This is a genomic window from Mucilaginibacter sp. OK098 (assembly GCF_900142915.1).
GTDB lineage: Bacteria > Bacteroidota > Bacteroidia > Sphingobacteriales > Sphingobacteriaceae > Mucilaginibacter.
Genome location: NZ_FRCM01000002.1, coordinates 398,919 through 423,111 on the forward strand (window position 1 = coordinate 398,919; position 24,193 = coordinate 423,111).

At 41.0% G+C, this 24,193-nt stretch carries 14 protein-coding genes; all 14 read right to left on the reverse strand.

Annotation, left to right across the window (positions count from 1 at the left end; translation table 11 throughout):
- Positions 1-25: 25 nt before the first annotated feature.
- Positions 26-1,783 carry a RagB/SusD family nutrient uptake outer membrane protein gene (locus tag BUE31_RS08930; protein ID WP_073403107.1) on the reverse strand — a complete coding sequence of 586 codons (1,758 nt, stop codon included), beginning with the start codon at positions 1,781-1,783 and terminating at the stop codon, positions 26-28.
- A 23-nt stretch (positions 1,784-1,806) separates the two neighbouring features.
- Positions 1,807-5,220, reverse strand: coding sequence for a TonB-dependent receptor (locus BUE31_RS08935; protein WP_159440651.1), 3,414 nt, complete (start codon positions 5,218-5,220; stop codon positions 1,807-1,809).
- Positions 5,221-5,414: 194 nt separating this feature from the next.
- Positions 5,415-6,623 (reverse strand): FecR family protein, encoded by a 1,209-nt coding sequence (locus BUE31_RS08940; protein WP_073402536.1) that lies wholly within the window; start codon positions 6,621-6,623, stop codon positions 5,415-5,417.
- A 94-nt stretch (positions 6,624-6,717) separates the two neighbouring features.
- Positions 6,718-7,317, reverse strand: coding sequence for an RNA polymerase sigma factor (locus tag BUE31_RS08945; RefSeq protein WP_073402537.1), 600 nt, complete (start codon positions 7,315-7,317; stop codon positions 6,718-6,720).
- A gap of 622 nt (positions 7,318-7,939) precedes the next feature.
- Entirely contained in the window at positions 7,940-8,521 is a 582-nt protein-coding gene (locus tag BUE31_RS08950; RefSeq protein WP_073402539.1) for a helix-turn-helix domain-containing protein, read from the reverse strand.
- A 130-nt stretch (positions 8,522-8,651) separates the two neighbouring features.
- Complete coding sequence (locus BUE31_RS08955; RefSeq protein WP_073402541.1) at positions 8,652-9,539, reverse strand: alkaline phosphatase; 888 nt, start codon at positions 9,537-9,539, stop codon at positions 8,652-8,654.
- A 515-nt stretch (positions 9,540-10,054) separates the two neighbouring features.
- Positions 10,055-11,197: a formylglycine-generating enzyme family protein gene (locus BUE31_RS08960; protein WP_073402543.1), complete on the reverse strand. Its 1,143-nt coding sequence runs from the start codon at positions 11,195-11,197 to the stop codon at positions 10,055-10,057.
- A 59-nt stretch (positions 11,198-11,256) separates the two neighbouring features.
- Entirely contained in the window at positions 11,257-12,780 is a 1,524-nt protein-coding gene (locus tag BUE31_RS08965) for a sulfatase family protein (protein WP_073403109.1), read from the reverse strand.
- A 25-nt stretch (positions 12,781-12,805) separates the two neighbouring features.
- Entirely contained in the window at positions 12,806-15,040 is a 2,235-nt protein-coding gene (locus BUE31_RS08970) for an alpha-N-acetylglucosaminidase (protein ID WP_073402545.1), read from the reverse strand.
- Complete coding sequence (locus BUE31_RS08975) at positions 15,037-17,127, reverse strand: sulfatase-like hydrolase/transferase (protein WP_073402547.1); 2,091 nt, start codon at positions 17,125-17,127, stop codon at positions 15,037-15,039. Before BUE31_RS08975 ends, BUE31_RS08970 begins: the two co-directional genes overlap by 4 nt.
- A 112-nt stretch (positions 17,128-17,239) precedes the next feature.
- Entirely contained in the window at positions 17,240-18,253 is a 1,014-nt protein-coding gene (locus tag BUE31_RS08980; protein ID WP_083619554.1) for a metallophosphoesterase family protein, read from the reverse strand.
- A 23-nt stretch (positions 18,254-18,276) separates the two neighbouring features.
- Positions 18,277-19,368: an alkaline phosphatase family protein gene (locus tag BUE31_RS08985; RefSeq protein WP_073402549.1), complete on the reverse strand. Its 1,092-nt coding sequence runs from the start codon at positions 19,366-19,368 to the stop codon at positions 18,277-18,279.
- Between the two features lie 345 nt (positions 19,369-19,713).
- The gene (locus tag BUE31_RS08990) at positions 19,714-21,888 is read right to left on the reverse strand and encodes a GH92 family glycosyl hydrolase (protein ID WP_073403113.1); all 2,175 of its coding nucleotides are present in this window, start codon (positions 21,886-21,888) and stop codon (positions 19,714-19,716) included.
- A gap of 13 nt (positions 21,889-21,901) precedes the next feature.
- Positions 21,902-24,193, reverse strand: a complete 2,292-nt coding sequence (locus tag BUE31_RS08995) for a beta-N-acetylhexosaminidase (RefSeq protein ID WP_073402551.1) — start codon at positions 24,191-24,193, stop codon at positions 21,902-21,904.

Consider the following 24,193-nt stretch of genomic DNA (forward strand, 5'->3'; position numbering starts at 1 on the left):
TTTCCAATTTATGCTGTAGTTGCTTTTACCAGCCCGGGTTTTGCTTTAAATTTTTATTAAGCAATAATTCTGTTGCTGGTAAAGGGAAATAATAGTTTTTAGGGTCTGTGAATGTTTTTATAAGGTTAGGGTTAACCAGCACATTGCCGCTATTGCCATTGCTTAGATGAATGTCGGTACCGACAACGAAATAAGAAACCCCTGCAACCGGATTAGAAGGCTTGCTGGTTACAAGTGCAACATCTGGTTGCCCGTCACCATCCAAATCATATGTTCCTAATCCCGGGAAATACATGCCCAAAAATTGTTGTGCCAGCAAAGGGCCAGCTCCCCATCTCATCAGGTCATCATAACGGAAGCCTTCGCATGCCAATTCCACTCTGCGTTCGCGGCGGATCTCCAGGATCACATTTTGCAACGAACCGCCAACATTCGGATAGCTTGCCGCTAGTACAGGATCTATCGCCACATTCATCATCAGGTGAGGCATGCCCACCCTGTCACGAAGCAAATTAACGGACAGATCCAGATCAGACTGTGTAAAGCTTCCTGTTCCGCCACCAGCTAATTCTGCCTTTGCCTCGGCATAAACAAGCAGCATCTCTCCGTACCGAAAATCAATTCCGGCATTATAGTTGGTATTATAGTTAGGCGTTGTTGGGTCGTAATATTTTATCTGTGCATACCCTGTTGGGGCAAAACCCAGCGTTTGCGCTCCCTTCAGGTCGCCATAAACTACCGTAGGTTGTAATGCGGTTTGCATCATTCTTGGATCACGGTTATTGAACTCCTGTGTGATCATCTGTGTTGCATAACCAGGCATTGAAGTGAAAGGCGTTCCATTTACCGTCAGGTATGAGTTCATCAGTCCTTTTGCCAGGCTCAATCCATACGCTCTCATGTTGCCATCAAGCGCGTTTGTAACATGGAGGGTATTACTGTAATAATAGCCTAATATTACTTCTGCGCTCTGCGGATCAGACGGCGCATAAAATAAAAACAGGTTTAAGTAGTCTACTTTTGGTTTTCCAGTACTGTACAGCTTAAAGTTACCGCTTTGCATTACAGCTTGTGCAGCGCTGCCGGCGGTCTGTAAAATGGTTTGCCAACCGGCTATCCCCCTGTATTCTCTGAATGTCCCTTCATGCAACGCAACCCTGGCCATTAAAGCCTGCGCCGTCCATTTGGTGATAGTACCAGATGGGCCGGTAGCGTTAATATTATTGACAGCAAAAGTAAGGTCGGCCATTACGGAATCCATTACCAGCTGTCTTGGATCTCTTCCCTTATATAAATCACCATCATCATTCGGCAGTATGGTTGATCCGTACCATGGCACATCGCCAAAACGCTTTACTTTATCAAAATAAAACCATGCCCTGAAAAACCTGACTATGCCTGCATAATGATTTTTCACCGCCTGCGAGGCATCTGCTTTTTTATAATTTTGCAAAAAATAGTTCACCTGGTGCAAATAAGTCCAGGTCCATCCTGCCTGGCTTGCGCTTGTAGGCAGTGTTAGCTGGCCCGCTACTACTTTATTAAAGGGATTGCTTTCGTAATTATCGCTTTGCTGGTCGCCCAATGCTACTGAATTACTTCCCGGCAGGTAACTATACAATCCGTTGCAATAGGTATTCAAATCGTTGGCATTAGCAAAAAAGTTTTGTTCGGTTAAACTTGATACCGGGTACCGGGTAAGAAAACTATCTTTTTTACAGGAGTATAATGATAAAATGCTCATCATCATACCTGATATAATAATTATATGAATCTTTTTCATTGTAATAATTTTTGAATTATACATTAAAACTTTGCGTTAAGACCAAATGAATAACCACGCTGGAAGGGGTATACTTTCCCTGCACCCCAGCTACCACCCAATGCTTCCGGATCAAATCCTTGCGGCAAGTGGTCTGATTCCCAAAGGTCCTCCCCGCTGAAATAAAGCCTTAAGCGGTCAATACCTATTCTTTTAAATAAAGGCATGTTAAATGAATAACCTACAGTTAAATTCTTCAGGCGGATATAGGCTGCACTATACAAATATCTTGTTTGTGGTACAGCAAGGTCAACCCATGGTCCGTCGTCACCTGCACGCCAGCCTTTAAGGCTTGGGTAAAGCGCATTCGGGGTTTGCGGGGTCCAGGTATTGCCTACTATATTCTTATATACGTTATCCCAGGGTGCATAAAACATACTCCAGTAGTACCCGCTTGTGCCTGGCCAGAATGATTCTTTTCCTACACCCTGGAAGAAAATACTGAAATCAATATTGTTCCAGGTAAAATTACCGCCTACACCGAAATTATATCTTGGGCTGGTATTACCAATTACATGAGCATCTCCCGGTTTTCCTACCGTGCCATCACCATAATCAATTTTTCCATCATGGTTCAGGTCGGCATACTGTATTTCACCAGCTTTGTTCCAATCATAATATCCCTGTAGCTTGGATTGATCGGGAGCTCCTTTTGCAGCAGCATCTGATTGAAAGATTCCCTTAGTAGTCATCCCCCATATATCACCAGGATGCTCACCTACATAGTAATCACCTCCGAACCAGAATTTATTGGGATTATTATACCGGGTAATTACTGTTTGCGAATCCCATACGTTCACCCTCAAACCAAAATTAAAAGGCTTTCCGATCAACTGAAACTGATCATTATAAGCAATGCTTAAATCCCAGCCTTGTGTTCTCAGGTCAGCTGCGTTTTCCAGGGGTTGTGTTGCACCTAATACGGCAGGAAGCTGAAATCCTTTAGTGATCATATTCTTGGTATCCCTTTGATACCAGTCAAAAGTGGCGTTTAATTTGCTAAACAAAGTGATATCTATCCCGGCATCCTTATTATATACTTTTTCCCAGGTAAGCGTGGGCGACACTAAATTAGGTGCATAGACCGCTATCGGCTGAGTTCCGCCTAGAATATTACTGATCTGACCGGAACCGAGCGTGGGCGTAAAACTGTAATTACCCAAACTCTGGTCATTTCCCAATGTGCCATAAGAGGCACGGAGCTTTAGGTTACTCACAACCTTTGTCAACCCTTTGAAGAACGGCTCTTCGGATACCCTCCAACCTGCGGAAGCAGAAGGCAAAAAAGCATAATGCTGATTGGTAGGAAAACGGGAAGATCCATCATAGCGTGCGTCAACTTCCAACAGGTATTTATTATCGTATCCATAATTCAGGCGGGAGAAAGCCCCTCTTACAGCCCATTGATAGCCATTGCCACTCACTGAAGGGGTTGTGCCTGTTGACTCATCAAGGTAACCTACGTTACTGCTGATCAGGTTATTATTAGAGGCAGAAAAATAATTATACTTGTTAAGCTCCTGGTTATAACCTATCATACCTTTAAAATAATGTTTACCAAAGGTTTTTTCATATTCAGTATAAATGTTGATAGCCTGGTAAGCATTATCATCAGCCCAGGCAGAGGCATCGCTATGGCCGGCATATGAAATTGCCTGGTTGGGGCCGGTTTCATAAGGCAATGCTACCTGGTACGCCTGGTTGTAATTATTGGTAGCCCTAAAGGTATAGTCGCCTTTAATCCTCCAGGTATTGTTAAAAAATGAGGTAGTAAAACCAATGGTATTTTGTGGTTCATTCGTTACCGTATTTCCCCGTCCGCCGTCCTGTAAGAAACCGAGGTATGTTCCAGAACTTGTCCAGGAACCGTCCGGATTTCTAGGAACCGATAAAGTGTTGGCGCGACCGATCTGATGGTACAAATCACCGGAGGTCCAGTCAGAAGTCCATAAAGAAGGATAGTTATAAACAGTACGGTTATATGCCGAATTGGTATAAATATGCAGCCAGTCTGTAACCTTAAAATCCAATTTCCCGCGAATGTTAAAACGGTTGTAATAGTCAGGATTATAGCGAAATACGCCTGTTTGATTATTGTAATCAGCCGAAAAATAATAAGTGATCCTGTCATTTCCCCCACTCACACTCACATTATGGGTCTGACTGTTATTGGTTGGCTTATACAATTCTTTAAACCAGTTAGTAGCACCAAAATAATCATATACGTTAGGATTGGTTGGGTCCACTATAGTTGCAGGCAGGCTGGGATTTGCTGATCGTTGATGAGCGTATGCCGTTTGGGTAGTATTATATAAATTCACCCCGTAATAGCCGGAATACGCCTGGTTTTTAAAATCAATTACGGTACCAGGATCAGTTACCACATCCGGCAAATTGGTGATTTTGCGAATAGCATAATTCATGCTATAGCTCACTTTCGGGGTTCCTTTTTGCCCGGTCTTGGTAGTGATCAGTAATACGCCAAATGCTGCCCTTGAACCATAAACCGCTGCTGACGCCGCATCTTTAAGTACCGTTGCACTGGCTACATCATCAGGGTTAAGATCATTGATGTTGGTTTGAACACCATCTACCAGGATCAGCGGGCTCCCGCCATTAATAGAAGTGAAGCCCCGGATATTAAAGGCAGGCGCCGCCCCCGGCTTTCCGCTGCCGGAAGTTATTGTTAAGCCAGGCAGTTCTCCCTGCAGGCCCCTCCCGATATTTGGTATTGGACGGTCTTCCAGCACCTTACCGCTGATGGTGCTTACAGCCCCGGTCAGGTTTACCTTCTTCTGCGTACCATACCCTACCACTACTACATCATCTAAATTACTGGCACGGGGAGATAAAGTAATTATCATTTCTGATTTATTATCCGGTTTCACTTCCCTGGTGTCATAACCAATAAATGAGATCACTAAAATGGCATTGTCATTCAAACCTTTCAATTTAAAATTGCCATTTTGATCAGTAACGGTTCCTTGCGTGGTACCTTTTATTTTTACAGCAGCTCCGGGCAAACCCTTACCTGTTTCATCTAAAACTTTACCACTTACATCAATATCGATGTGTTTTTCAGGAGTGTTGTTTAAAAGAACACTTTGTTTTGGCCTCACAATAACAGCATTTTCTTTTATAGAATAGGTAAAAGGCTGATTTTCAAAACATGCTTTCAACGTTTCTTCAAGGCTCGCATCCTTCAATTCTACCGATACAGGTTTGGCTTGTTTAATCAGCCTGATATTATAAAAAAAATCGTACCCGCTTTGGATCCTTATCTCATTGAATACTTTTTCAATGGATACATTCTTTTGGCTCAACGTTATTTTCTGAGCATAGCTGTTTGCGCTTACCTGTAATATAGCCGTGGTTAAAATAACTATTATAAGTTTCATTACTCGCCATATTTTACTTACGCGGTTTGTTTTACCGCATAAAATTTTGTAAAATTTCATACATTTGATTTGTTTAGATTTAAATGTTAATTGGTTAATTGCCTATTATTTAGCAGGTATGATCTGAATATTATACAGGGTTCTGATAGCAGTCAGGATCCTGTTTTTTTCTTCTGCTAATTATTATATAATTGTTATTTCGTAACTATTATCCTCCTTCCTTCAATCTTAAAGTGAACATTTCCGGTAGCTTCAATAATATTCAAAACTGAATTGATACTCTTTGACCGGGATATTTTGCCCCCAAATGATAAATCGGGATCTTTATCAATCTTGTAAACAACATCAATATTATACCACCGGGATAATCTTCGCATTATACTTTCAAAATCCTCGTTAAAGCTGAAGTAGCCATTTTTCCAGGCAACAACATCTTCCGTATTAACATTTCCCACAGCTAAACCTGCACAACCTAAAATGCTTTGCTGGCCCGGTTTAAGAATAATTGATTGTTGTGCAAGTTGATTTTTAAGGTGAGCCGCAATCTTTACGCTACCTTCAAGTAAGGTTGTGGTTATAGCATTTTCGTCGGTATAAGCATTTACATTAAAATGTGTGCCTAATACTTCAATTTCTTGCCTGTCTGTAATAACTTTAAAAGGTTTGGCCTTATTTTTTGTCACTTCAAAATACCCTTCACCGGTCAGTTCTACCTGTCTTTCACCGGTTGCAAATTGTGTAGGGTATTTTAATGATGAAGCAGCGTTAAGCCAAACCCTGGTTCCATCTGACAGGATTACCTGGTATTGTCCCCCTACGGGTGTTTCAATGGTGTTATAAGAGGGTTTATCTGTAGTTTCGGATAAAGTTTTATCAGTATTTGCAATGGTATATATCAGTTGGCCGGCCGCTGTTTTAGTAACACGCAATTGAGCTTGTTTTGCTATTCCCCCTGTTTTAGCATCGTCCAAATCAATCTTCGAACCATCAGCAAGGGTTAATGTAGCTTTATTCCTGCCGGGAATAATTTTGTTTTTATTAGCTACTGCTATAAGTTGTTCCTGTTGCTTTTTATAAATAAAGAAATAAGCCGCACTAAAAAAAAATACAAATACTGCTGCTGCAGCTGCCGCCCACTTTACAAATTGTTTTCGCCGGGGAAAAAGCCGTGGAGCACTTTCTATCTTATCAGCATTATATATGGCGTTTAAAATAGCGTCGCTTTTTTCAGAATCAAGATCCTCTGTTTGCTTTGGCGCTTCATAAGCCTTATGAAGCAATTTTTCTGCAATGGATTCATTTTCCGGTAACGCCATTAATTCCAGCATTTCTTCCCGCTGCTCAGGAGTAGCGTCGTTATTTATGCAAAGTTGAAATAGATATTCAAGTCTGGTTATGCTCATAATAAACCTTTTTCAAAGGTGAGTAAGTAGCTCCACACCTTTATAAAGTGGATCTAAAACAGCATAGACAATTGTAAAAGACTTATGGGGGGTATCAATTAAAAATAAAGTACAGGATAAAGGCGAATGAGGTTTCTTTTAAGTGAGCCGCGCAGAAAGTACGGATGCTCTTCATAGCCTGATCAAGATTCCATTTAACGGTTTCGGTCGAAACATTTAATTCTATTGCAGCTTCTTCTCTTTTCATTTCCTGCTGCTTAATAAGTTTATAAGTAAGCAACTGTTTAGGCGGTAAACGGTTTATCGCCAGGTTCAAAATATTTTGATATTCCCTTTCCTGGGTCAAATGGTCGGTATCCTGGCAATACGTAATTATCGGTTCACGGATAAACTGCAAAAGGTTTCTTTTTTCGCTTTGCGAATGCTTAATGGCATTGTAAGTAACATTTTTTGCTATTGTATAGATCCAACCTCCAAAATTGCCGATATGAATAATTTTTTCTCTGTTGATCCATACTTTCAGGAAAGTATCCTGCAAAATCTCCTCAGCGGTTCGTTCATCTCCGGTTATTCTTAAAGCAGTTGTATAGATGTTTGGCCGGTATAAATCAAATAAGCGCTTAAAGGCCTGCTCATCTCCATTTGCTACTTTTAATAGCAAAGGTTTGTCTTCATCTATATAGCTTATTTGCATATTAACTAATGAATGTTGCAACCTTTGAATAGAAAACCTTTAAATGTATACCTGTCATACAATTCTCCAAAAGCATAATAATCAGCTACCAGGACCTGGCCATGATAACAGCTTAAATTTCAAGGAGGTGTTTAGTATATGTACAAATGTAAATGCCATTTGTTAAACAAATGTAAAAAAATAATTAACAATTGTACATAAATACTAAACTTTTTTTAACATGTGTTTACAAACGAAAACAGGGGATCCAGGAATTAAATTCAGGCAAAGGAGAAAAGGAGCAATTATATACTTAGCTTTAAATAAGCATGTTACAACATACTTATTTAAAACCATTGCCTTAGTGCACAAAAATTACCTTATAAAACAATGATAAACTAATTATTAAAAGTAGATTAATTTTGTTTACTAATGCTAAATAATTAATTGAGTACTAATGGATGCATGATTTTACTGAAGCTCTGGCTTACAGACGATTCATAACGGGTGGGTTTTTCTGTTATATTTTGGAACCAGGGCTTGCAGTAAGGTCTTGACAATTATGTTAACAGGCCGGATCTACCTGTTAGTATTCCGTGTAATTTCAAACGGTGATTAAAGAATTCGGGGTGAATTAGGGATCTTAATCGTTGGAGATAAAATAATAAACTACCAGCATAATCGCGTCGGAGTTACCGATATTTGAAAGATTATGCCCTAAGCGACCATCAAAAAATATAGAATCTCCTTCTTCAAGGGTATAATTCTTGTCTTCAATCAGGTAATCAATTTTACCTTTAATAAGGTATTTATATTCAAAAGCGTCTGTTACCACCATTTTATTACGGCGGGCGCCCTTTTTTAATTTTAGCAGTACAAAGTCAACAGGTCCACCATGAATATTTCTTGTTAAGATCCTTTGATAGTCAAACCCTTTTGCAGTTTCTTTTTTAAGAGGTTTATAATCGGATGAGCGGATTACAAAAACCTTTTCCTGGTTGTTAACGGAGTAGATATCCTTAAAAAAAACCGTCAGATCAAGATTTAGCGAATGCACAATATTCATTAATACCGGTAACGAAGGGATGGTACGGTTATTTTCTATTTGCGAGATGAGCCCTTTGCTTACGCCGGCCCTGTCTGCCAATTCCTGAATAGTTATACGTTTTTCTTTTCTTATTTCTTTTATCCGGTAACTGATCTTCAGGATAATATCATCTTCCATATATTTTTTTTTCGTTCAAAAGTAAACAAAAAATCACAACGAAGCCTGCTGCCATAAACAATGAAAAACATCATTATTATGGGACGACAGGCTTCGCCCGATTCTTTGAAATGACCTTTGTACCTGTTAGTTATTTAAAGCTTTCTGCTACGGCTCTGCCACGCCCGCTTTGCGGCATTTTTAGGCCCAAGATCCAGGCAATAGTAGCTGCAGTATCATAGGTAATAATAACATCTTTTATTTCATGACCATTTTTGATACCCGGGCCATTTATAATCCATGGCACCTGTACTTCATCCAAAGATTTACCGCCGTGGCCTTTATTAATGCCACCATGGTCGGCTGTTACTATAATAATGGTTTCATTTTCAATGCCTGCATCTTTCACAGCCTGTACAATTTTCCCTATCCTTACATCTACTTTTTGCAACGTGTCATAGTAAGCCGGTGTGCGATGCCCTATATTATGCCCAACCCCATCAGGCTCACTAACGTGGATAAATGTAAAAAACGGTTTCTCTTTTTTTATAATACGCACGGCTGTGTCCACACAAAAATCATCGCCCGCGTCACCACCTGGTACAACAAAAGTAATAGCGTCTTTTTCAATTAACGGCCCAATACCGCCCCAGCTGTAAATTACAGCTGTTTTTGCAGCTGGCTTCTGGTCCCTGATCACACTAAAGATGGTGGGGAAGATCCCATATTTTGTGGTTGTAGCAGAAGGAATTTCGGGCACCTTGCTGTTCCATTCGGTGTAACCATGCTCTGTTGGCCCAGCCCCCATTAACATGGAGGCCCAATTATCGGCACTGGAAGAAGGTAATACGCACCTTGCTTTTAACGACCATGAACCTGTTTCCATTAATTTTTTAAGGACGGGCATTTTAGCATCAGGCACCGCATAAGCGCCAAAACCATCGCAGCCAATTAAAATTATATGTTTTACATTTTTAATTTGTGCACTTACTTGTAATACCAGGCAAAGAAGACAAAGGGTAATAATTGATTTTTTCATTTTATGTCAGGTTATTTATAATTAGTTAGCAAACCGTAAATAGTTATAGTTGTATACTTTGATTATCCTATAACGGCCGGATTTTAAACGTTTTGTTTAGTATAAGTACAAATATAGTTACTATTTGTAAACAAATTATAAATAAATATTCAAAAAATAAATCATTAATCTAAGTATTTTTGCAGGTAGGTCATTAGAGGTAGAAAATGAAGACACTATTATAATACTGTAAATTAACACTTTATAAATATTAATTTTACATATCGCTCTAAATAAAGCTAATTACTCCGTGCAATCGAGTATAAAAACTCCTGCCAAATAATAATTTATTTGTTTACAAATACTAAAATAATATTATTGCAGGGTCTTTGCTTTCAGGAGGATCTGTTGAATAATTAACCAGTCGCTAGTGACTGGTGTTAAGTCAAGTTTTATTTTTTGCTGACTTAGAACTTAAGAGTAAGCATCAATGCCCCATCCGGAAATGGCTATACAGATTTGTGGTTGATATAACACTAGTTATTTCGCACACATCTGAAGCCCAGGTGCTCCATACCGCTATCTTCCGTACTTTTCATTCGCCGGGCTACTCTGTAGCCAGAGCAATAGCTATCGTTACATAAAAATGAGCCTCCCCTTATCACCCTTTTTTTTGCATATGGCTCATCAGGGTCATAGCTTTTAGCGGGCCCGCGGGGATTTGTAATCCCGGCCGCAACCGTTTCGTAATATTTGTTATTATAATAATCGGCACACCATTCCCAGGCATTCCCCGCCATATCAAATAAGCCATAGCCGTTTGCTGCGAACGATGCGACCGGGGCTAATCCATAAAACTTATCTTTTAAGGTGTTGTTATCCGGAAAATGTCCCTGCCAGGTATTTGCTTTAGGTTTTCCCTGATCAACCGGTTCATTACCCCATGGATAAATACTATTTTTCAATCCTCCACGGGCGGCCCATTCCCATTCGGCTTCGGTAGGCAAACGCTTGCCGCTCCATTTACAATAAGCAGCTGCATCATACCATGATACCTGCACTACCGGCAAATTATCTTTTCCTTTAATATTGCTGCCCGGTCCCTGCGGGTGTTTCCAGCTTGCGCCTTTCTTCCATACCCACCATTGACTGTAATCATCCAAAGGCACAGCATGGTTTGGCGGCGAAAACACTAATGATGCCGCAACCAGCAAACTATCATTTGGTTTAGGTGTACCGGGTGGCACCTGTTTTTTTAGCTCCTCCCAATTGGGTTTAAGCTCGGCGGTAGTAATGTACCTGGTAGCTTTTACAAACCTGGCAAATTGCGCATTGGTGACTTCGGTTTTATCCATCCAGAAATCATTTACAATAACTTTATGTTTTGGGTATTCGTCTGCCGCCGCCTGTGCATTATCTCCACCCATCATAAACGTGCCTGCTTTTATCAAAACCATACCATCATGCAACTTACCGGCGCCTGATAGTGGCTGAATGTTAGTTTTGGCGCTAAGAGACGGGAACCGGGCCGGAATATTTGATTCGCAACAAACTGCCTTACTTTTAGGTACAGGTAAATGATTTACGATGTCATTTTTGGGAGCTGTTTTTTGTTTACACGCCTCCAATGACAAATAAATACATGCTATAAACAGTAAAAATTTTAATTTAATTATCATTCACCTTTAAAATTGATCTTGCCAGATAGCTAAGATAGAATATCCCTAAGATCTGATTTTTATTTTTTTTCCTTTACCTGGTTTAACAGCTCGTCCAACTCTTTTACCTTTTCCGGATGCTGTACAGCTATATTATGTTTCTCGCCAACATCTTTATTTAAATTATACAATTGGGGTTCTAAAGAGTTGCCTGTTTCTATCCCCACCAACTTATCATATGCAGCACCTTTGTTTGGCATAATATATTTCCATCCATCCTTTACAATAGCAAGCGCCCCACCTTGTTCCACATATACAGAACGGCCTTGATCTGATTTTCCTAAAAAAGCAGCTATTAAATTTTCGCTGTCCTTTGCATCCCCGGCTGGTACAGGCTGCTTTAAAAATGCAGAGAAGGAAGCCAGCACATCTATCTGTGATACCAAAGCATCTGAAACTTTTGGTTTGATCTTACCCGGCCAGCTTATGATAAACGGGACTCTTGTACCGCCCTCGAGTGCACTGTATTTACCACCCCGCATCGGGCCCGCAGGCATATGCCCGTTTAGTTTGGCTACGGCTTCATCCTCATATCCATCATCCAAAACCGGCCCGTTATCACTGCTGAATATAACTATTGTATTTTTATCCAGCCCCAGGTATTTGAGCTGTTTCATAATTTCGCCCACAGTCCAGTCCAATTGCAAAATAACATCCCCGCGTAAGCCTAATCCGCTTTTACCTTTAAAACGGGTTGCGGGCATCCGGGGCACGTGGGGTTCTGTTAAAGCCAGGTATAAAAAGAATGGTTCCTTTTGATTCTTTTCCATAAAGCCTTCTGCTTTTGCTAAAAAAGTTGACGATACCTCTTCATCCACCCAACGTGCCAGCTTTCCGCCACTCATGTAGCCAATTCTGCCTATGCCATTCACAATAGTCCCATCGTGACCCTGGCCCGGGGATGATTTTAACTTTAATAACTCAGGATGCTCTTTACCGGTTGGGTCATCACCTATCTTTTTGGTATAATCTACAGCAATAGGATCATTCGCTTCCAGTGCCACTATTTTATGATTCTCCAGAAAAACCGTAGGTACCCTATCAGCTGTTGCGGGGAAAATGAAGGAATAATCAAAACCTACTTCATTCGGTCCCGGTTTAACTTCTCCATTCCAATCTTTTGCTACGGCATCGCCAAGGCCCAGATGCCATTTGCCTACAATTGCAGTTTTGTATCCTGCTTTTTTAAACATATTTGGTAAAGTGGTTCTATCAGTGGGGATAATTAAGGCAGCGTCACCCGGTAAAATACCCGTACCCTTTTTTCGCCAGGGATATTCACCGGTCATCAGCGCGTAACGTGATGGTGTACAGGTTGCAGAGGTACAATGGCCATTTGTAAAACGAATGCCTGATGCAGCCAGTTTATCCATATTGGGCGTATGAATTTTAGTGGCGCCATAACAACTTAAATCGCCATAACCCAGGTCATCAGCCATAATGTATATCACGTTGGGATGATTGCCGGTTGATTTCTTTTTTACCTGCCCAGCGGCAGTAAACGCTGTTAAAAAAAGAGCCAGGATTAGTATGTTTTTATTCATTATAAAACATTTTTTATAAATCATTTCAGTTTGCCCGTTTAAAAAAATCAATTGTTTTGCCATCGTCACCTTTACTGGCAGTCATAACTTGTTTTATCACTTCCGGTAATAAGCTGATACAATCATTTTCAGGAGTTGAGCTATACGTATTTCTTTGTTCTGTCCAACTTTTTTCCATGCTGAAAAAATCAGGATAGTTGGCAAATTTGCCGTTCATTCGCGCCTCTGCGTATTCAAAAAACTTCAGCCAGCGTGGAAGGTAAAGATCTTTAATAATGCCCGACCATTCCTTATAAGCATATTCATGTAATTCAGTACCAGGATCATTACTTCCCCAATAGGTAATTTGCATACGGGCATTCCATTCGCTTAAACGTTTATCATTTTCATCAGGCAACATTTCTTTAGCACTGTTGATCCATTTGCCAACCCTAAAAGCCGGATTGGTACCTGTCCACTTATCCTGCAAATTTACCAGACCAATAAAAAGATTTTTATATTTCAAAAAAGCTTCCTTGTCTTTCCGTTTATAAGCCAGCATAAAACCCTCATAATCTTCCTGTGCCTTTAAGGCGATAACCTGGCGCCATATATCCACCAAATCATACCGGTAAGTAGTAACATTTTTAAACCGAGTGGCAGCTTTTGAAAAGCTTATGGCTGCCTGCATTAATAATTCAGGATCATAAGGTAATTCTGTAGGCCCCCACGTTGAAACTGATTTGATAACATTCGTATCAGGCCTTGCGCATAAAACCGATTCGTAACCTCCTGCATTGGCAGCTGAATAATCAATGTATACCGATTGCAGTAAATACTGCCATCCTTCATTTATATCTTTATCATTTTTACCATAACGCGCTTTGATATAGTTATCCAGATTTTCCTGAACCGGAACGTTTTGCTTTTGCCAGGCAGAGGCTAAGATCCAGTCGTAAATGATGGCATTATTCTCTATTCCTTCCGGGATAATTCCTACGCCTTTAAGTGTTGAACCGGCAGCAGTACGGGATGCCCGTTTAGGCTCTGTTATGGTACGTAATAATTTACCTTCCATAATAGGTTTACCCCCAAAATTGGTCACTGTACACCAAACCCATGGAAAATGACTATAACCATTTCGCTTTTCCCAATTATCGCCCCTATCCTCCAATAAGTCCAAAACAAGGGTATGAGAAGGATCGAGTCCCTTGAGCATTGCTACCTTTGGATTATCCTGCCAACCCTGCAATACCCAGGTTGAGCCCGGAAAGTTCTTTTGCATATTGGCCTGTATCAGTGTACCGGTTTCTGTTACATCCAAACCACCGGTTTTACCGCCTTCATGAAAAAGATCGCCCCCAAAATACTTAATATCAGCACCATATAACTGCCCCATATATTTATAATAAACTGCTGACATTTTTGTGAACAACGGATCTTGCGGAGCCAATATTGATGGGCGCTGAAAACCACCTACCCATTTGCCCTGGTCAATAATTATGGCTCCCGGAAAATGATTTTTCAATGTTGTTGGCACCATCCCCCAAAAGCCCTGCATTACCGGCTGAATGCCCAGCTCATGCATTCGAGGCAATATCTTTTTCTGCAAATTGCTCCAATGGGCTATCATTGCATCTGAAACGGGGCCTCCCCAGCCTTCCATGTTACCCATTAACCACCAGGCATTAAAGGCCGGTCCCGGTATGTATTGCTTTATCTCACCATCATTAAAACCAAAATCTTTCAGGGTTTTTTGCCAGATAAGTTCATTCCCTATTGGCGCCAGCATTAGGTTTACGCCGTTTAGCGCCATCCAATCCAACTCCTTTTCCCATTCCTTCCAACCCCAAAAGCTCATGGTATAATTATAGGTACAATAATTTAAGGCGTACCTTATGGGATAAGCTGATAATACAGCCACAGCTTTATTGGTTTGTGGCAGTATGGCAGGAATTTGAATATGATCGCCCGTGTGTGAAAGGCTGGTGTTACAGTACTTTTTTAAATACTCATTAAGTGCAAATGATGCGGCGCTAAGTGTATTGGCTTTTATAAACAGTTTACTTCCCCTGGTAAAATAAATAGCGGTATCGGATTTATTTTTGGTAGCCAGAACTTCAAAAACAACTTTACCCTTTAAAACCGGAAACCGGCGGTCAACCAAAGATTGGATGCTGCCGAAATTTTGTGCGGTAGCATCCAATAATAAAAAACAACAGGCTGCTAAAAGCAAGATCCGTTTTCTGAACAAATTCAAATAAGAAACTATTAAAATCATAGAGCTGTTTTATAATGGTAAAAGGCTTTAGCATCAAGATCCATCCAATCATTTTTATCACTTTTCCATTTCAGTTTCAATTGTGGTGAGATCCCTTTTGGCAACAAATAATTCAATTTTATAGCGTGATAACCAGCCTTTAAATAAACATCCTTTATAACTTCTGTATTGGGCTGATAGCCAAAATCTTCATCAATTAACGTAGCCTCATGTAAGCGCAAATAGGCCTTCCCTGTTGTTAGCATGGAGAAAGTATACTTCCCATCAGCCGGAATTTTTATAAATCCCTCATAACAGGTCATCCCTTCTTTTTTACCCGCTTCTTTTCTTGTTATATTATTACCCGTTCCTTTTTCACTCTCTTTCAAATTCTTTTCAGCTATCACCCAGGGAAAATTCCCCTCATAAAACTTCCAGTTAAGCCCGGGTATTAATTCCCTTAAAACCGAATCTGCCGGGATCATGGCGTTATCATAAGGGCGCGGCGCTTCGGCATCTGCGTGGCGCACCTGCAATACGTTAGCTTTCATTTGCGCCTGTATTTTTTCAAATCCGGTTTTCAGGGCCAGGTTATCCGTTTCTTTCGGATCATTAACTACATCATATATTTCAAAATCATCACCTGCAGCTTTAACCTGGTAGCGTACACCCACCAGGTTACCCATCCGGATCATTTGCATCTGGTCTCTTTTTCTATTCCTCCTGCTCGCTTCAAATTCTTTAAAAACAGGAGTCTTCCCTTCTTCGTAATACTCCACATAAACCAGGCTGTTTTGTTGCTTTCCCTTACCGGTTAAATCAGGCAGTAAAGAAACTCCGTCTGTCCTGGCAGGTGGCTGTATATGTGCAACATCTGCAAAAGTTGCCATCCAGTCAGACAGCATACTGGGCGTGGTTATCGTTTTTCCGGGGGCTATATGATCGGGCCATTCGGCCAGGGTTGGCATTCTCAGGCCACCCTCCCAGCAATCCCTCTTTATGCCATCAAAAGGCCCGTAGCTTCCAAAAAAAGTGGGATGGTTTGGAACAAATGAAGCCGGCAAATAGGATTCGATAGACGGACCATTATCAGAAGTAAAGATCACCAGCGTATTATCAGCTATTTTTAAATCCACCAACAATTGCAGAATATCTCCAACGGCATCATCTATCCTGCGCACAGCAGAAGCATATCTCTTATAAGTTTCAGGCCATGCTATTTCTGGCGTAGCGGGGTTGTTATCATCATCATAAGTAGCATTGGCATATTCGGGATATACATATGAATCAACTTTACCAGTGGCTGTATTGATCATATGGCCCGGCTCACCAAGCCATTGCAGGCCGCCTTTCAGTCCTTTCCCGCTCGGATATGCCTGCGTAGGCAGCTCTAACACGGCATGCGGGCAATCATAAGCCAAATACATAAAGAAAGGCTTGACCGCATCGCTTCCCTTTTGGTGCGCTATTATATAATTTTTTGCAGCAGCTGTCCACAAATCGGTCGTATAACACTTACTTAAATTTGCGGAAACCTCCTTATAGTCACTCCATACCTGTTTTTTTCCGTCATACAAACCCTCAAACGGATAGTGTTCATGTCCGTCTTTATGCCGTATGTAACCGTAATAACTGTCAAAACCTCTTTTTACGGGATGTGCCTGCCAATCGGGGCCATTTCCATTAATGCCCTGCAGGCCCCATTTTCCAATTGCTGTTGTATTGTATCCGGCTTGTTTTAATAAGGTAGCCAAAGTGTGGTTATTTTCCAGCGCCTTATCAAATTGATTATCCCTGATGTTTGCATTTCCCTGGTTAACGCCGGTTAGTAAAGAGGCCCTTGATGGCGCGCATACCGGCGCATTGCAATATTGCTGCGTAAACTTTGCACCCTTCTTTGCCATCAGGTCCAGGTTAGGAGTTAGTTCGTAAGGTTTGCTCCTATCGCCCGATTGTTGCCGTTTGTTTTGAAAAAACACGCCAAGATCTCCATAACCCAGGTCATCCGTCAGGATAAAAATAATGTTGGGCTTTTTTTGAGCTTTTACAGTTAGTATATTGGAAAAAACCAGCAGAAAAACAGTAATTAGGAGATATGTTTTTTTCATGATCTACACCAGAGTTTTCTAAATTTAACAACTAACCCATTATTTAGTTGATTTAATTTCACGCAAACGATTGTTTAAGCTTTCATCAAATCAGTTTCTAAGGCAGAAATGGTTACTTATTAAATTTGATTCTTCTTGGTGAAATATAAGGCACCACTTCATAGCCCATTTCATGTTTGGGCATCCCCAGGTCAGTTGGTGATGGACCTACAAAAGATGTACTGGCGCCTTTTATTGAAAAGGCACCGTTACTGTCAATTTCAGCTATTGTGTAGATGGGGTCTTTATAGGGTACCGTATATTTGATATATGGATATTTTTGGTCTATTTCTGTACTATAACGAATCTTGACATAGGAATCTCCCAGCCACTGGTATGACATGCTGTTGATCTGGATATAGAAGATATCATTAATTTCATTTTGATAATCCAGGTGATGATGTCCGCTGAATACCAGCCGCACTTTTTTAAAACCGGCATCCTGGTTTGCACGCTCAAGGATCAAACGTACCAGGGTTGCATTTTCAATGCCCCCCATATCATTATCTAATCCCTGGTGGCAGAATACTATGGTGGTAAGGCTTGTTTGATGCAAGTCTTTTTCCAGCCATTCCTGCTGTTCTTTACCGATATACCGGGCATAACCTACAGGCCTGTCGGGCGAGGGGTTGTGCTCGTTACCATTTAACACAACAAAATGATATCCATTTTTATCAAAAGAGTAATATTTAAGCGGAGCCTTCCAGAATGTAATTACCTGGTCGTGCGTAAAGCCTCCGTCGTTATCATGATTGCCTATCACATGATAGCGGGGACCCTGAAATTGCTCCCATATTTTTAAAAACGGAAGGTTTCTATCATAGGGCCGGCAAAAATCGCCTAACTGGATGATAAAATCAACATCCTGTTTTTGCATATCATCAATAAAAACCTGCAAACGCAATTCCCCATCGTGCATAATATCCTGGTGAATATCGGCACAAATACCAAACCTGATCTTTTTTTTGGCGGGTTCGCGTTGCAACTCTACAGAAACCGGTGTGGCAACTAATTTTTGAAATGGGGTTATCAATAAGCCCCCAATAGCCAGTTTTTGAATAAAACCTCTCCTGTTTTGATTTTTCATGATATGTGCGGATTAATGTTTATTTATTTCATAACACTATTTATAACCCCGCCGATAGGGTTTACCGAAGTAAAGTTGAAGCCCAAGATCCTGGCGATAGTTTTTGCATACTGATCCTGGTAGATCTGTCCATTATTTTTTACTTCGCCAATAGCTTTTATGTTTGGCCCAATTACCATTAACCAGGTATCATTTGCATGCGGAATACTTGAACCATGGCTTGTCCATTGGTCTCCTTCCCCCCTCCCATGATCGGGCACAACCATTATGGTGGTATTGTTTTTGTAAAACGGATCGTTTTGTAAATAATCCCACAATCTGCCAATCATTGCGTCAATATTGTGAATGGCATCCAGGTAGAAATCATATTTACCTTCATGCGCATCATCATCGGTGTCGGCCAGATCCAGGTAAACAACCTTTGGGTGTTTCGCCATGATATATGATTTTGCCAGCGCATAGGTGTTGGCATCCAGGCGCTCGCCATCGCCCCAGATCTGAGGTTCATAATGCTGAATTTCATTAGCCAGTTTCTCGGCTTCGGTAAGGTTGTTTTCTTTGAGGTCTTCAAACGGATTATTTACTAATAAACCATTGCGGTTACGGTTAATAATCCTGGCTACAGCATCCCATGATGCAAAAGCTACCACTTTGCCTTTATACCCCTTTTGCCTGTCAATAAATTCCAGAACATTCTTGTTAGGGTTATCCGGGTAATCGTTTGAGTTTACTTTCGGGTCGGCATAACCTGTTAAATTTTCGTTGCGGCCCGGATATGAAAACCAGTACGGGTTTTTAACATTTACTTTACTTCCCAGGTCCCGGTTGCCATACAGCTGACCATTTTTAGCTATGGTATTCCATACAAAAGGCATTAATTTAATTCGCCTTTCCTGCTCATCTCCGGCCCAATATTTTTTCATTACCTGGGCCGAATCCTGGGAAATAAACTTTTTGCCGGTAATCAGCTGCTTTTCCGCACCCTGGAAAACTTCTTTCCAGCGGAGACCATCTATAGATACGATAATGATGTTGCCAGGCTTGCTGGTTTTTTGGGCAACAACAGTTCCTGCGGTTAAAAATATAATCAGTAATAAAAAAGATACTTGTTTCATCTCAATTTGGCTTATGTATAAAATAAATAGGTTTATGCTTCGTATTTTATGTATTCATCATCAAAACTGCCATCTCTATACAGGCTAAACCCTTTTTGAATATTAATACTAAAACAAAGTTAATAAATACTATACAAATAGCAAATAAAATATTTGATACAAAAGCAGGCTATTGGATTACTATTTGCGGCATAATAAACCTTTAAAAATCAATAAAAAATGCGTCCCGGATCTCACACAGAACGCATCGTTAAACTGAAAGATAATTTTAATTGAACGGAAGGAACCGAAATTTACGTCAAAGCAATGGCCCACCCAGTGCCCGCCAGGGTTATGGCAATCTCTTTAAAATTCCGGTTCGTTTGGCTTATTCCCCATAACAAAAATCAGCCTGCCGCCATTCATCAGGTCATGATGAGTGAGATAGCTTTTTTTATAACTAACACCATTCAAGCTTATATTCTGTACATATTTATTTGCTGCAGACAGGTTTTTGGCCTGGATTATAAATTTTTTCCCGCCAGGCAAATTGATTGTAATTTTACTTAGCTGCGGCGCACCAAATACATACCTGCCATCGGCAGGGTTAACCGGGTAAAAGCCCATAGCCGTAAACAGGTACCATGCCGACATTTGTCCGCAATCATCATTACCGGAAAGGCCTCCAGGTGTGTTGAGATAAAACTGATCGGCTATTTGACGAACCAACTGCTGGGTTTTAGCAGGGTTGCCCGCAATGGTATATAAATAAGCAACATGATGGTTTGGCTCGTTCCCATGGGCATACTGGCCAACCAAACCGGTAACATCAAGGGTTGATCCTTTACCAAACACTTTTGAATCCATAGTAAATAATGAATCGAGCTTTTCGCTAAATTTCCTTTTGCCGCCCATCAAACTGATCAAACCGGGAATATCCTGTTGTACCTGCCATACATATTGCCAGGCATTTCCTTCGGTATAATCGCCGCCAATGGCCAGCTGTCCGCTATCCAAATTAGCAAAGGGGCGAACCCAATCACCATTTGATAATTTGCCACGCATCAGGTTGGTCGACTTATCAAAAAGATTGACATAAAATTTTGATCGTTTGGTGAAATAGTTATAATCTGCCTGTTTGTGCAATACTTTGGCCAATTGGGCGGCGCACCAATCATCATAAGCGGCCTCCAGGGTGCGGGACACGGCTTCTCGTTTAACGGTATCTGAGGGCAGGTAGCCATAATGCATGTAAAGGTTCCAATCGTATTTTGGATTTTTATTTTGGGTGAGGGTGGCTTTTATAGCAGCAAATACTTTCTGTTTATCAAACCCTTTTATGCCCTTTAAGCTGGCATCAACCATAACGGGTATGGAATGATTACCTATCATGGCATAGCTTTCCTTGCCCCAAAGCGTCCAAACCGGCAGCAAATGGACCGAGTTAAAATGCTGCACCATACTTTCTACCATTTGTCCGTCTTTAGCAGGGCAAATAATAGTGTAGAGGGGGTGCGCTGCGCGATAAGTATCCCATAAGGAGAAGGTGGAATAAAATACCTTATCTGCTGATTGGTGTACTTTACCATCGGCACCGCGATATCTGCCATCAACATCGGCAATATTATTCGGCTGGATAAGGGTATGATAAAGACTGGTGTAAAAGGTGATCTTTTGTTGCTGCGTGCCTTCAGCTTTAAGCTTACCCAGGTAGCTTTCCCAAATAGCGGCTGCATCGGCCTTAACTTTGTTGAAAGGCTTATTTATAGTTTCGGCAAGGTTTTTAGTTGCCCCCTCAATGCTCACTGCTGATATGGCTACTCTTGCTTCAACTGCCTCACCGGGCTGGGTATCAAAATCAATAATTAAACGCCTGTGGGTATCGCCATCAATAAAATGAGATCCCTTAAATGCTTTGCTAAAGCGGGCAACAAAAAACACTTTTTTATCAACCCACTGGCTGGTATAGGCATAACCGCTGATGCTGTTTTTACCGGTGATATTGATGTGCCCTTCAGAAACGTGGTTTTCAAGTTCTTCTTTGCTATCAACCAAACCGCTTTGCAGATCAATAAGCAGGTGCGAAGCCCCTGCATTGGTATAAGTGTAACGATGCACTCCTGTATGTGCCGATGCTGTAAGTTCCGCTTTTATATTGTTATTACTTAAAACTACAGTATAATACCCGGGACTTGCTTTTTCTGTTGATTTTGAAAACCTGCTTGTGAATTTTCCAGGTTGATTTCCCTGGTATGGAAAAAACAGCACGTCGCCCAAATCAACACCACCCGTACCACTCAGGTGAGTATGGGCAAAGCCGGTTATAGTAGTATCTTCATAACGGTAGCCGGAGCAATAGTTCCAGCCGAAGTTGCCGGTTTCGGGACTTAGCTGCACCATACCGAAGGGGATTGTAGCACCCGGAAAAGTATGGCCGTTTGCTGACGTACCGATGAAAGGATCAACATATTGGTTGTATGATTGCGAGAATACGCCGGTGCTTGCTAAAAACAGAATTAAGTATAGGCTTAGTTTTTTCATTGAGTTAATTAGCTTATAAATGATATAAATAAGCAGCCGGATCAAGCACCTTACCTTCGGCTGTTTGCAGCTGTAATAAGTTTTGCCCGCTGTTTGTATCATCAGCTAAATAATAACCTTTAATGGCATAATAGCCTTTTTTTAAATGGAGCAAAGCCTTTTGTGGTTCAACATAGCTATTTCTTTCCCTGTTTACCACTATCACATTATCCAAAAACAGCAACGGACTATCCTCAAAACCTGAAGTTAGCTGATAATCGCCTTCATCATTAATTTTTATATAGCCATTTACCTTAACCCAATTATTAATCGGGGTGTTAGTTATAGGAATTATAAAAGCTTGCGGAAAGTTAAGTATTCCTGTTACTGCGGCAGCAATAGTATCCAGTTTTTTATAATTCAACTCCTTTGTTTTATACAGACTATAACTTAAACCCGGCTGCAAATTGCCTGTACTATCAACTGGATTAACCATTACATGCTTTATAAATTCCCTTTGTAATATATGCTGATTATCGAAAGTCCATGTGGTATAGGCAAAAAGCTTAATGCTATCTGTTAGCGCCTCATTTATTTTTACCGGGAAGGATGTTGCAGATGCCGTGCTATCCGGAGCTTTACCGTTTAATGAATAGCGGACCTTCGCACCTTTTAAAGGATAATTTAATGTTAAAGAATAATGATCGTGGTTGGTAACCACATCGCCCATGTTCGCAATATTCGGCAAACGGGCATTTAGATCCCATAGCTTAAATAAGCCGTATTGCTGATTAAGCTTATATGCAAACCTGCTGATGTTTTTATTTTCTTTTGATGACCAGCCAAGCTCGGCAACTGCCAGTGCGCGGGGATAAACCATGTATTCCAAATGTTTAAGGTTTGGCACCTTTTCCGCCCAGAGATTGCCCTGCACACCCATAATATATTTAGCTTCATCAGTGCTTAATTGTTTTGATTGCGGCTCGTAATTATAAACCATTTGCCATGGCACTGGCGGATTCCAGCCTATGGGCTCCAGGCTTTCATTAGCCTGGGGTGCATCAAAGTACATATAGGGCAGTGGTGTCATCACCACGGGATGGTGCATCTTTGCAGCTGCAATGCCGCCGGCTTCGCCTTCCCAGCTCATTACCGTTGCTGATTGGGCAAGACCGCCCTGCAAGATCTCATCCCAGCCGATCAGCTTTTTATTTTTTGAAAGCAGGAATTTTTCTATCTGTTTGATGAAATAACTTTGAACCTGCTCAGGTTTTGTCAGTCCCTCTTTTTTCATCAGGGCTACCGCTGTTGGGCTTTTCAACCAATCCACAACTTCGGCTTCATCGCCGCCTATGTGGATGTATTGATTTGGGAAAAGATCAATAACCTCGGTTAGTACATTTTCCATAAAGGTGAAGGTATTTTCACTTGGGTCTAGCATCCGCACGCGGTGTGTGGCACCGGTTGAATCCTGGCAACCCAGCTCAGGGTACGCAAAAATAGCAGCTTCGCTATGACCGGGCATTTCAATTTCGGGCAGTACGGTTACAAAGCGTTCTTTGGCATATTTTAACACTTCGCGAATATCATCCTTGGTATAAAAGCCATCGCGACCGCCATCTATCAAATTATCCAGCTTCCTGAACTTTCCCTGCTTTTCATAAAAGCTGATCTTTGAACCAATATCTGTAAGCTTCGGATATTTATCTATTTGAATCCGCCAGCCTTCATCATCCGTTAAATGCCAGTGAAATACATTCAGCTTGTAATGCGCCATCATATCAATATACTTTTTAACCTCGTCAACCGTAAAAAAATGACGGCTTACATCTAAACTTAATCCGCGCCATTCAAATCGTGGCTCATCTGCAATGGTACATTCCGTTATGTGCAAAGGCGCTGGTCCGGTAGCCGGCAAAAGCTGGATCAGGGATTGAATCCCGTAAAAAATGCCATCGCTGTTGCCTGTAATGTTAATATAGGTTTTTGTGATGTTTAAATAGTAACTGCCATTGGTACGGGTAGAATCTATCAAAAGTCTGATAGCCGCTACAGTTGGTTTTATCCTTAATTTTAAGTGCAGGTTATAATTTTTTGCGAGGTAGTTTTGCAGGTAAATGCCGGTGGTCTTATTGGCTTCATCAACTCCAATAACATCATTGTTTTTTAAGGTGAATGTGCCTTTTTTTGCTATTATTTTTAGTGGTTGTGGGATGATATGGAATTGAGCTTTTACAGCGAGGGACAAGCAAATAAGCAACAAGGCTGTAATTGCCGATATGGAATTAGCGGCCTTTTTATGTGGGATATTTTTATTGTGGCCCAT